We start from the raw sequence: 11,938 nt of genomic DNA on the forward strand, positions 1-11,938 counted from the left end.
GGCGCCACGGTTCAGGGAGGGACTTAAGCCATGTCGTTTTTCGAGGTCATCGATCCGATGTTCGCCACCTATGTGCTCGGCAATGCACCGGTAAAACGGCTGGCGACCGGGTTCGACTGGACTGAAGGGCCGGTTTGGTTTGGCGATGCCGGCTGCCTTTTGTTCTCAGATATTCCCAACAACCGCATCGTCCGCTGGAGCGAGGATGGCGTGACCACCTATCGCCAGCCATCGAACCACGCCAACGGTCATACCCGGGACCGTCAGGGTCGGCTCGTCAGTTGCGAGCATGGAACGCGCCGAGTAACGCGGACCGAATGGGACGGATCGATCACTGTGATCGCTGACAGTTTTCAGGGCAAGCGCCTCAACAGTCCGAACGACGTCATCGTTGCGCCTGACGGTGCGATCTGGTTCAGCGATCCGCATTACGGGATCATGACGGATTACGAGGGGGCGAAGGCAGAGCAGGAGTTGCCGTGCTCCGTCTATCGCGTTTCGCCGGATGGTGGGATCGAGGCTGTGATCACCGAGATGCAGGGACCGAATGGTCTCGCCTTCAGCCCGGATGGCAGCCGTCTCTATGTTGCCGATACGGGGCGGATGTTCTCCGCCGATCCGCAGCATATCCGGGTTTTCGACATGGTCGATGGCCGGCCGGAGAATGGTCGTGTCTTCAATGTGATCACGCCCGGTTGTGCGGATGGCATTCGTGTCGACAGCGACGGGAACCTGTGGTCATCCGCGGCTGATGGCGTTCATTGTATTGCGCCCGACGGGCATCTGATGGGAAAGATCCTGGTTCCGGAGATGGTGTCTAACATCTGCTTCGGTGGCCACTCGAAGCATCGGCTCTTCATCACCGCCACCACCAGCCTCTACTCGATCGTGCTCAATCGACGCGGCATCCAGACACCGTAACGCCCGCCTGGCGCTTCAAACGGTCTCGCCCGGCACGAGCCGCGTCGGCACGAAGGTGATGGTCTGTACGGGCTCGCCTTTCAGCTTCGCGACCAGTGCCTCGGCCGCCGCCTTGCCGATACTGGTCGTCGGCACAACGGTCGTGGTCAGGCGCTTCTGGAGGATGGAGGCCGCTTCCATGCCGCCCCAACCGGCAATGCCGATATCCTCCGGCACGCTCAAACCCCGCGACTGACAGAAGGCGAGGCCGCCGATCGCCATCTCGTCGTTATGGAAATAGACGACATCGAAGTCGTTCTTTCGGCTGAGCAGGGTCTCCAGGCCATAGTAGCCGGCATAGAAGCCCGGCGCATCGTGCAGCATTTCTGAATCGACGATCGGATGTCCGGCACGGGCGAGTGCATCGCGGAACCCCTCGAAACGCGCTTGTCCCATCACGTCCGAGCGAGCGAGCGCACCGACATAGCCAGCCTTGCGGCGGCCGCGCGCCAGGAGATGCCGGGCCATTTCGGCGCCGCAGTCGGCATGGGAAAAGCCAACGGCCATATCGATCGGGCTCGTCGTCAGATCCCAGATCTCGACCACGGGAATTGCCGCGCTGCGCAGGAGCTCGATCGTGCCGGGTGTGTGGTGGCGCCCGGAGAGAATGAGGCCCGCCGGACGCCAGCTGACCACCTGCCGGATCCAGGCTTCTTCCTCCGACATCGAGTGATCACTGGCGCCGATGATCAGCTGGTAGCCGAGGCGACCCAAGGCCCGGTCCACGCCATCAAGCACATGCCCAAACAAGCCCGATGTCAGGCGCGGGACACACATGCCGACGAGGGTCTCGGCCTGATCGGAGCCGAAGGCGGCCGCAAGGCGGTTCGGGACGTAGCCCAGTTGCCCGGCGATCTCCATGACCTTCCGCCGTGTCTGGTCGGAAAAACCGGATCCATCGCGAAGCACGCGACTGACCGTCATCTTCGACACGCCTGCGGCACGGGCGATATCCTCAAGATTGGCCTTCATCGGGGCGTTTGCCCCGTAATGTCACGGCCAGAGGCACAGTTCATGTTATCGATAACTTTCGGCTTGACTCGGTAAAACATGGAGGTAGGTTAATTACGTTACCGGTAAACCAGACGCAAGATCTGACCGGCTCGGGAGGAGAATCATCATGCAACCGTCTACAGGCGGCCTGCTTTTCGATCGAATCATGAAATCCTTTGGTGGCACGCAGGCCCTCAAAGGTGTTTCGCTGAAGGTCGAGCGTGGCGAAATCGTCGCCTTGCTCGGCGAGAACGGAGCCGGCAAGTCGACGCTCATCAAGGTCCTCGGCGGCATCCACCGCCCCGACGAGGGTGGCGTCTTCATCGATGGCGTGCCTTACGCCCATGAGGCCGGCAAGGCCGGCGGCCAGAAGGTCGCCTTCATCCATCAGGACCTCGGCCTGATCGAGTGGATGAGCGTTGCAGAGAACATTGCCCTTTCCCTCGGTTACGTGAAGAAAGGTCGCCGGATCGACTGGCTTGCCACCGAGGCTCTGGCCGACAAGGCGCTCTCGCTTGTCGAGGCCGACTTTTCAGCGACGGCGCGTGTCTCGGGTCTCACTCGCACGCAGAAGTCGCTCGTTGCCATCGCCCGTGCTCTCGCTGCCGATTGCGACTACCTCGTCCTCGACGAGCCGACTGCCAGCCTTCCGGCAGATGAGGTGGAGCGGCTGTTTGCGGCTCTCCGTCCGCTGAAAGCGGGCGGCGTCGGCATGATCTATGTGAGCCATCGGCTGGATGAAATCTTCCGCATCGCCGATCGGGTCGCCGTTCTGCGTGATGGCCAGATGGTCGGGATGCGGGCGATCGAACATACGACGCCGGAGGAACTGGTCGGGCTGATCGTGGGGAGGAAGGCGCGCGAAATCGCACGGCCTGCCATTCTCGAAGGGCCTTCCATCCTGAAGGTCGATAGTCTTGCGACCGGAGCCGTCGGCCCTGTCAGTTTCGAGATCCGTCGTGGCGAGTTGTTGGGGCTCGCAGGGCTTCGCGGTGCCGGTCACGAGGATGTCGGCCGGGCCCTCTTCGGCCTCATCCCGCATGCAGGGAAGATCACGCTGAACGGCGTTGCGCCGGACTTGAAGGATGCCGGTGCCGCCATGCGCTCCGGGATCGGTCTCGTGGCTCGCGATCGGGTCGCCGAAAGTGTCGCACCGGGGCTCAGCATCCGGGAAAATGCGTTTCTTAATCCATCCGCCACCGGCCGGCGCCTGCTGAGCCTTTTGTCTCCCAAGGCGGAAGACGCTCTTGCTCAGGAGCTCGGTCGCCGCGTCGGGCTTTCGCCGAATGACCCGACACTTGCGATCGAGGCTCTCTCGGGTGGCAATCAGCAGAAGGTGGTGGTTGGGCGCTGGCTCGATTCCGGGCGGCGCCTGCTGATCGCGGAAGATCCGACCGCCGGCGTCGATGTCGGAGCCAAGGCCGAGATCTATCACCTTCTCTATCAGGCTCTCGCAAGCGGCATGGGCGTCCTCGTGGTGTCCACCGATTTCGAAGAGACCGCCAATATCTGCCATCGCGCCATCGTCTTCAGCCGCGGCCTGCCCGTGGTCGAGCTGAGTGGCGTCGAACTGTCAACCGAATCCCTGATCCAGGCCGCATCGGCCGGTGAAGCCGCCTGAGGACCGCCATGCCCGGTATCCAATCCAACGCTGTCGAACCCACCAAGGACGAATTGCGGGGCCTGTCGCCCGGTCGCAAGCTTGTGCGCCAGGCGCCCACTTATGGGCTGGTGATCCTGATGTTCGGCCTGATCGTGCTGTTCTCGATCCTGCTGCCGACCACATTCCCGACCATGCTGAATGTCAGGGCCATCCTCTCCGACAAGGCGATCATCGCGCTCCTGTCGCTCGCGGCCATGATCCCCATGGTCGCCGGACGCATCGACCTCACGGTCGGTTACGGCATCGTCCTCTGGCACATTCTCGCGATCAGCCTGCAGACGCTCTACGGCTTCCCCTGGCCGGTTGCGGTCGCCATCGTGCTCGTTCTCGGTGTCGTGATCGGCGCGCTGAATGGCCTCCTCGTCGAGGTCGCGCGCATCGACAGTTTCATCGCAACGCTTGGGACTGGGACCGTCCTCTATGCCGTCGCGCTCTGGCATACCGGCGGCCGCCAAATGGTCGGCGCCTTGCCTGACGCCTTTTACGCGATCAACGGCACCTTCGTCTTCGGCCTGCCGATCACAGCGGTCTATGTGCTGATCATCACCTTCGTGCTCTGGATCGCGCTCGAATACACGCCGGTCGGCCGCTATCTCTATGCGATCGGCGCCAACCAGCGGGCGGCCGAACTCAACGGTATTCCGACGCGCAAGTTCGTCATCGGTGCCTTCGTCGCGTCAGGTCTGATGACGGCACTCGCCGGCGTTTTGCTCGCCTCGAAGCTGCGCATCGGCCAGGCTTCGGTCGGTCTCGAATTCCTGCTGCCGGCGCTTGTCGGCGCTTTCCTTGGCTCCACCACCATCAAACCCGGACGCGTCAATGTCTGGGGCACCATCGTCGGCGTGATGATCCTCGCCGTCGGTATTTCCGGCATCCAGCAGTTCGGCGGCAGCTTCTGGGTGGAGCCGTTGTTCAACGGCACGACCCTTTTGATCGCCATCGGGATCGCCGGTTACGCGCAAAGAAAGAAAGGCGCGAAGTCGAAATAGTTCGTTCAGCTACTTTGGGAGGAAACCATGCTGAAGAGAGCCCTAGCCGTTTCAATTCTGGCGCTGACGGCCGCCATGCCTGCCCATGCCGACGCGATTTCGGACGCGATGGCGGAAGTCCAGAAATATGCCGGCGAAAAGACCACCTGGGATGGCCCGACCAGCGGCCCGACCGCAGCGAGCGCCAAGAAGGTTGTCGTACTGGCCGCCGACATGAAGAATGGCGGTATTCTCGGTGTCACAAACGGTATCGAGGAAGCGGCAGCAAAGATCGGTTGGGAGGTCACCGTTCTTGATGGTGCAGGCTCCGTCCAGAGCCGCGCCGGTGCCTTCGGCCAGGCGCTTGCGCTCAAACCCGATGGCATCATCATCAACGGCTTCGATGCCGTCGAGCAGCAGGCGGCCCTGAAGCAGGCTTGTGATGCCGGTATCCCGATGGTGAGCTGGCATGCCGGTCCCGTGATCGGTCCTGACCCGACCAACTGCCTTTTCGCCAATGTCTCGACCGATGCCATGGAAGTCTCCGCCGCTGCCGGGAAATGGGCCTTTGCCGATGCCGGCGGCAAGCCGGGTGTGGTGATCTTCACCGACTCGACCTATGCCATCGCCATTGCCAAGGCCGACAAGATCAAGGAAACGATCGAGAAGCTCGGCGGGACTGTGCTCGAATATGTCGACACCCCGATTGCCGATACCTCCAACCGCATGCCGACGCTGACGACCTCGCTCCTGCAGAAATATGGCGCGAGCTGGACGCATGCGCTTGCCATCAACGACATCTATTTCGACTTCATGGGGCCGAGCCTGGCTGCTGCCGGCATTGCCGGTGATGGCGCGCCGAAGGCTGTCGCTGCCGGTGACGGCTCTGAGTCTGCCTATCAGCGTATCCGTTCGAGCCAGTATCAGGCTGTGACGGTCGCCGAGCCCCTCAACTTGCAGGGCTGGCAGCTGATCGACGAGTTGAACCGCGCCGTCAGCAAGGTAGAGTGGTCAGGCTACACCTCGCCGCTGCATGTCGTCACCAAGGCGAACATAAGCTCGGATGGTGGTGACAAGAACATCTTCGATCCGGGCAATGGCTATCGCGATCAGTATGCGAAGATCTGGGGCAAGTAACACTTGGCCGTCCGCGGCCGGCACGGCTCCTCCGTGTCGGCCGCGTCTATCAAATTTGAATAAGGAACGCGTGCATGAGCAGCTTCTTCGAGCCTTCGGCGCAATTGACGGACAAGGGCGTGCTCGCCATGCTGCAGGCGGCGATCGACATGGCCTCCGCGATGGGGCAGCCGCAATGTATTGTCGTTGTCGATCAGAGCGGAGTGGTGCTCGGGTCCTTCCGCATGCAGGGCTCGCGCTTCCTGTCCCTGAAGAGTGCGCTTGCCAAGGCCAGAACGGCTGCGTCCATCAATGCGCCGTCGACGGCTATTCCGGAGCATGCGCGTTTGCTGATTTCCGGCGCCACCCAGGGCGAAGTGACCGGGCTCAAGGGCGGCCTGCCGATCCGTTTCGGCGGTGTTCTTGTCGGTGGCATCGGCATCGGTTCCGGCAGCGGCGACCAGGATGAGGAGGTGGCGCGCGCAGCCCTTCACGCAATCGGCGCAGATCCGGCTTCCAGCAGTTGAAGGTGGTTTTTGGCGACGCGGAGATCAGGCCTTCTGGTTGCCGCGTTTCGCTTTCCATCGACGTGTGATCATCGATGCTCTACGGAGGTCACGATCCATTCCCGAAACCCGTCGTGGCCAGCTTGACCCTGTTGCGCCCTGAATTCTTGGCCTTGTAAAGGGCCTGATCTGCCTGACGGTACGCCTCTGTCAGCCCGAATTCGGACGAGACTGACGCCACGCCGAAACTTGCCGTGACATTGATGGAAGGCGGAAGATTGAGCAGGGACATGGTCTCGAGCCTCAGCCGCTGGGCAAGCTGAACCGCAGCATCCACTTCGGTCCTGGAAAGAAACAGGGCGAACTCTTCACCGCCCAGGCGGCCGACAGCGGAGTTAGGGGGCGCATTGAGACGAAGGCGCGCGCCGAAGGCCTGGATGACTGTGTCGCCGACATGGTGGCCGAACGTATCGTTGATCTGTTTGAAGTGGTCGAGATCACACAAGATAATGGCGTGGGGGCCGGTTGGGTCGTGACGAAACAGCGCCTGAACACGGCGGTCGAATCCCCGCCTGTTCGAGAGCCCAGACAGGATGTCGATTTCCGACTCCGTTCTTTGCACTGCGATGATTTCCAGCACGAGCTTTGCAAGCAGGGTCAAGCCGACCGCGACCATCAAGACGGCCGTCATACTCTGGGAGATGAGGGCATAATTCGTGTGAATATAGTCGCTTGCCTTCGCGCCTGATCCGAATACGACAGCCAGTCCCGCCTTGGCGAAGAAATGGATGCCTGTCGTCAACAGCAGCAAGCCCAGAAATCGGTCTATTGCCGTGCGCTCGCGCGCCAAGATCACGATCAAAGCGCCCGCGAGAACAACAATCGCGAAGGGGCTCTGGTAAAGAAATGCCTGAAGGGGCGTTCCTCGGGGGAGGTCGTAGATCACATAGGCCAGGAACAGAGCCGCCGACACGAATATGGCGGTGATCCGAGTGTCGACCCTTCGGCGATACATTTCACCGATCCCGATGGTCAACATCACCATTCCGCAGAGAACCGTTGCAAAGGCACCCAATGCCCAGATCTTCGGTGGACCCAGATAGGCCAGCAGAAGCTCGCAGACCGCAGATGTCGAGGCGATACCGAAACCTGCGCCGAGCCACATTGCGCCCTTGCGAGACTGGCTGCGCCGGGCGACGACGACAAACACGGCGCCAAACGACATGGCGACAACAAAGTTGACTACCAGGAAAAATGTTGCCCCGTTCATTGCCTTGCCGCCGTAACCTGGTTGCGTCCGCTACTATCTCGCGTGTTTTGGATACTCCGCAAGTGTGAACGTTTTCATCAACGGCGAGAAGAATGAGCGCACGGAGGGCTCAGACCAGAGTGGCGTCAGCCCGGTGCAGGGAGGCAAGAAGGGAGAAGGTTGGCAACACAAGGAGCGGCCATCTGCTTTCCATATTGCGGAGGGAGACCCATGCCGACCGCCAGATCTGCGATCATCGACGAGCTCGGTCCCTGGCTCAGGGAGAGCACGAATGACACGATGCAGCAAAGACATAATGCTCGTGACTCCGGGGTGCAGTTTGTTAGGCTGCCCCTCTTGCATTGCTCTCAGCTTCGCTCACCGGAAAATGCAGTTCCACCACTGTGCCCTCGCCCGGACGTGACACGATCCTGACATCCCCGCCGGATTGACGGACGAAGCCGTAGACCATCGCCAGCCCCAGACCGGAGCCCCCCGTCTTCGAACGCGTGGTGAAATAGGGTTCCAGCGCCTGGTCAAGGACTTCGGGCGACATTCCTACCCCTTCGTCCACAACCGCGATCACCAGAGTATCCATGACTTTGTGTGCCTGCACACGGATCGGTCCTCCCGTGGGCATTGCTGCCGCCGCGTTCAGGCAAAGGTTCAGGACGGATTGCTCCAGAAGCGCCGGGTCAAGTTTGATTGTCGGCAAGTCGGCGGCGACCAGGAGCTCAAGCCGATTGCGGGAGCCGATTGCCATTTCCAGCACATCGGCCATGCCGTGAAGAATGGCGGCGACGTCGATCGAGGCCGGGCGGATCTGTTGCTGGCTGCCGACCGAGAGCATGCTCGTGGCGAGTGCCCGTCCCCGTTCTGCAGCCTTGCGGATGCGTCCGAGATGGCGCTTCTGCCGGTCGGTGAAGTCGGGTTCGCGCTCGAGCAAGCCCAAACTCCCGGTGATGATGCCGATCATGTTGCCGACTTCATGGCTCACTTGGTGCGTCATGCGCATGACCACGTCGAGGCGCTGGGCCCGCGCAGCCTCCACTTCCTGACGGTCCATGGCGGTCACGTCACGCGTCAGCAGCACGACGCCGCCATCAGGCTGTCGCGAGGCCGAGATTTCCACGACTTGATCGTCGGGGAAACGATGTCGCAAAAGCCGCCTCTCGACGAGCGAGCCGGGTTCCTGTTCGTTCGGCATCAGCAGGGGATCGATTTCGGGAATGGTCCCGATGAAACGTCTGAGCGGCATTTTCCGCGACGAGCCTGACTGTCGCATCAGCTCGATGATCCGGCGGTTCATCGTGATCGGCCGGCCCGCCGGGTCGAAAAGCGCGATGCCTTCATTCATCGTGCGGAAGGTGGACCGGATCGTGCGCGCAGCTGCTTCCGCCGTGCGTCTCAGCCGGGAGACACGATCGACGCTTTCCTTGAAGGCACGGAAAGCATCGAGCAAACGGATCAGCTCCGTTTCGGTCCCTGCGTAAACAGGCGGCCCTACGTTTTCCTCACCGCGAGCGAGCGCATTCATCCCGCGCGAAAGGTCGCCGATCCCATGCGAGACGCGCATGACCGAGCGAATGGAGAGAATCGCCAGGATAACGACGGCGAGCGATGCGAGAACGATCATCACGAGCAATTGGCGCAGGGCGCTCGATGTGGATTCGAGGTTGCGATTGAGCGCGCCCGCTACGGTCTCGCTCTGGGTTTCCGTGGCGTGGGAGAGGTCACGGGACACGGTATGCAATCGCGAGACGGAGGCGCGTATCGTGAACATCTCCAGGAGATAGCGCGTCTGGGCTTCGAATATCCTTCGATAGGGCGCAAGCTGTTGATCAGAGACCCTGAGATCGGGGCCGGGGGCCAGCATCCGGACTGCAGTTTCTGCGACGAAGCGACGCTGAAGCTCTCCGAGTTGGAACAGGCTGTCGGATGTCGATGCAGCCTGCGCAATGCCGTTCAGACGCAGGCGCAGATCTGGATCCCGGATGGTGCGGCTGGTCGCGATCTCGCCGAGGGCAACAGCCGCTTCGGCCTTATGCACCTGGGCGGCATCAGCATTTGCCGCCAGTGCCAGTGTCTGAGCCTCGATGCTTTCAAGGAGCTCAATGATCCGGCGCGCGCCGGTGCCCTGGATAGCCGCGCCGGGCTGATCCGGTGACATGGTTTCAAGGAGCGCCTTCACTTGCGCGACTACAGCGCGGCTTTCGCTCGAGACACGGTAGGGCGAAGTGGCATTCATCAGGAACGGTGCGCTCGAGACGAGGTCGGAGACCTGTCTGGATACAAGCGACGCTTTCGCGAGGCTCGAAAAGGCCTGCACGCTATAATCCGACATCTCGTTGCGTGCCTTCTCCAGGCCGTAGATGGCGACGGCCGAAAGCAACAGGACGGAGACGCAGATGAAGGAGATCGCGAAGGGCAATCGGAAGGCGATGGAGGATAGAAAGGCGCGATTGATCAAGGTGATGGTCCGGCATCGTCTGTGTGCAATACATACCCCTTGCCGCGACGTGTCTGGATGTGGCGGGGCAGGTCAGGGTTGCGCTCGATCTTGCGTCTCAGCCGCAGCACCAAAACGTCGACGTTTCGATCGACGAAACGATCGGAATCGGCGCCCATCCTATCGAGAATCTGGGCGCGACTGACAGGCGTGTTCGCGGTTTCGGCGAGGATCTCCAGCAAGGCAAATTCGGCTGCCGTGAGCGTTTTCGTCGGATCGGTGAGGCAAACTGCCCGGCGCTGACCGAGATCGACGGCCCAGTCGCCGAGCTTGAGCGCTGTCGGCGTCTGTTCGCGCTCGGCCTCGCGGTCGTGGCGCAATTGCGGGTGGGTGCGACGGAGAACCGCCTTGATCCGTGCGGTCAGTTCGATCGGTTCGAACGGCTTTACCACATAGTCGTCAGCCGCTGTTTCTAATCCAAGAACCCGATCGGTCGCGCTGCCGGCTGCCGTCACCATGACGATACCGACATCGGTCTGCGCCCTCAAGCGCTGGGCGAAAGCCCGACCGGACAGGCCCGGCAGATTGTGATCGACCAGAACCAACTGAACCGTCTCATGCTGCAACAGATCTTGCGCAGCCTCAGCCGATGGTGCCGTCACCGGTATCCACCCCTCCGCCTCCACCAGGTCACAGATAAGCTCCGCCATATCCGGATCGTCCTCAACGATCAGAATTTTCACCTTTTGGTTCAACACGTTGCAGTCCTCCCATCGGCATCATAACTGCGGGGAGCGAAAACGCCAAAGACTTGGTGGTTATCGACGAACGTCACAATTGTAACATTTGAAATCTCTGAAATGGGTCGCGGTAGGGTGGTGAAAGATCGGTAACCATTCTCAGGTTGCCAGCCCGGGTCGATACGGCCATGCTTCATTCATTGGAACGGGGAGGTTCCGAGGGAGGACGACGTGAAGTTACTGACCGCCATCGGCGCAGGGGTTTTCGTGACCTTGGCCACGGCCACGATTTGCCGGGCTTCCGACACACTGAACATTCTCTGCGGTGTCGATGAGGCCTGGTGTGCCGTCATGAAGAAGACGTACGAGACCAAGACTGGGCTCGCCGTCAAAATGCCGCGGATGAGCACCGGCGAAATACTCGATTATGTGCGGGCCGAGAAAGATACACAGACCGTCGATGTCTGGTGGGGAGGCACGGGGGTCACACACCTGCAGGCGGCCTACGAGGGGCTTCTTGAGCCCTATCGTCCGAAGCAGGAAGCAGACCTTCTGCCTTGGGCTCGCAATTTCTTCTCCCTGTCTGGCGGCACATCCGTTGGCCTTTATGCCGGAGCGCTCGGCTTTGCCTACAACGGCGAGCTTCTCTCGACTGCAGGACTGCCGGCGCCCAATTGCTGGAAGGATCTCGCCAAGCCGATCTATCGCGGCCATATCCTGTCGGGAAACCCGCATTCCTCGGGCACCGCCTTCACGACGCTCGTCACGCTCGTGCAATTGCTCGGGGAGGATGAAGCCTTCGCTTACATGCGTGAACTTGGCCAGAACATTACCGAGTACACCAAGGCCGGGGCCGAGCCCGTCAAGGCTGCGGGCAGGGGAGAGATCACCATCGGCATCTCCTTCATGCATGATGCCGTCACACAGAAGGAGGCGGGGGCTCCACTCGTCATCGTCGCCCCCTGCGAAGGGACAGGTTACGAAATCGGTGCAGTCAGCATCGTCAAGGGCAGCCGTAATCTGGAGGCGGCGCGTCGTTTCGTCGATTTCGCGCTGAGCCCCGAAGGCCAGGCAACCGGTGCTGCTGCGGGCCAGAACCAGGTGCCATCCAATGCCAAGGCTGTGCTGCCGCCGGCCGCTCCCGATATCTCGATGATCAAGATGGTGGATTATGATTTTGCCACCTTCGGATCGCCCGAACAGCGAAGTCGGCTGCTGAGCCGCTTCGACAGCGAGATCAATCCGACGAACTGATTTTTCTACGACCGGACGATCCCAGACACGGTGCCTTCGC

Annotated in this window: 10 protein-coding genes; 6 read left to right on the forward strand and 4 right to left on the reverse strand. The window is 61.3% G+C overall.

What is annotated here, in order from left to right:
• Positions 1-30: 30 nt before the first annotated feature.
• Positions 31-921, forward strand: coding sequence for an SMP-30/gluconolactonase/LRE family protein (locus E9677_RS06100; RefSeq protein ID WP_136557227.1), 891 nt, complete (start codon positions 31-33; stop codon positions 919-921).
• A gap of 15 nt (positions 922-936) precedes the next feature.
• On the opposite strand, the gene E9677_RS06105 is transcribed toward E9677_RS06100, so the two are convergent.
• A complete protein-coding gene (locus tag E9677_RS06105) occupies positions 937-1,932 on the reverse strand; it encodes a LacI family DNA-binding transcriptional regulator (protein ID WP_136557229.1) in 996 nt (331 codons plus the stop codon).
• Positions 1,933-2,080: 148 nt separating this feature from the next.
• Between E9677_RS06105 and E9677_RS06110 the strand changes: the two genes are divergently transcribed.
• The 4 genes from E9677_RS06110 to E9677_RS06125 all read left to right on the forward strand — a co-directional run bounded on the left by E9677_RS06110 (position 2,081) and on the right by E9677_RS06125 (position 6,227).
• Positions 2,081-3,574, forward strand: a complete 1,494-nt coding sequence (locus tag E9677_RS06110; RefSeq protein WP_136557230.1) for a sugar ABC transporter ATP-binding protein — start codon at positions 2,081-2,083, stop codon at positions 3,572-3,574.
• Positions 3,575-3,582: 8 nt separating this feature from the next.
• Positions 3,583-4,605 carry an ABC transporter permease gene (locus E9677_RS06115; protein WP_136557231.1) on the forward strand — a complete coding sequence of 341 codons (1,023 nt, stop codon included), beginning with the start codon at positions 3,583-3,585 and terminating at the stop codon, positions 4,603-4,605.
• A gap of 27 nt (positions 4,606-4,632) precedes the next feature.
• Positions 4,633-5,721, forward strand: a complete 1,089-nt coding sequence (locus tag E9677_RS06120) for a substrate-binding domain-containing protein (protein ID WP_136557232.1) — start codon at positions 4,633-4,635, stop codon at positions 5,719-5,721.
• Positions 5,722-5,795: 74 nt separating this feature from the next.
• The gene (locus tag E9677_RS06125) at positions 5,796-6,227 is read left to right on the forward strand and encodes a GlcG/HbpS family heme-binding protein (RefSeq protein WP_136557234.1); all 432 of its coding nucleotides are present in this window, start codon (positions 5,796-5,798) and stop codon (positions 6,225-6,227) included.
• An 88-nt stretch (positions 6,228-6,315) separates the two neighbouring features.
• Here the strand turns inward: E9677_RS06125 and E9677_RS06130 are convergent, their stop codons facing one another.
• The 3 genes from E9677_RS06130 to E9677_RS06140 form a co-directional block, all read right to left on the reverse strand.
• Positions 6,316-7,476: a GGDEF domain-containing protein gene (locus E9677_RS06130; RefSeq protein ID WP_136557235.1), complete on the reverse strand. Its 1,161-nt coding sequence runs from the start codon at positions 7,474-7,476 to the stop codon at positions 6,316-6,318.
• 322 nt (positions 7,477-7,798) lie between these two features.
• A complete protein-coding gene (locus tag E9677_RS06135) occupies positions 7,799-9,925 on the reverse strand; it encodes a sensor histidine kinase (RefSeq protein WP_136557236.1) in 2,127 nt (708 codons plus the stop codon).
• Positions 9,922-10,662: a response regulator transcription factor gene (locus E9677_RS06140; RefSeq protein ID WP_136557237.1), complete on the reverse strand. Its 741-nt coding sequence runs from the start codon at positions 10,660-10,662 to the stop codon at positions 9,922-9,924. Before E9677_RS06140 ends, E9677_RS06135 begins: the two co-directional genes overlap by 4 nt.
• A 213-nt stretch (positions 10,663-10,875) precedes the next feature.
• Between E9677_RS06140 and E9677_RS06145 the strand changes: the two genes are divergently transcribed.
• The gene (locus E9677_RS06145; RefSeq protein WP_136557238.1) at positions 10,876-11,898 is read left to right on the forward strand and encodes an ABC transporter substrate-binding protein; all 1,023 of its coding nucleotides are present in this window, start codon (positions 10,876-10,878) and stop codon (positions 11,896-11,898) included.
• Positions 11,899-11,938 lie beyond the last annotated feature (40 nt).

The sequence above is a fragment of the Peteryoungia rhizophila genome (assembly GCF_004912145.1).
Lineage (GTDB): Bacteria > Pseudomonadota > Alphaproteobacteria > Rhizobiales > Rhizobiaceae > Allorhizobium > Allorhizobium rhizophilum.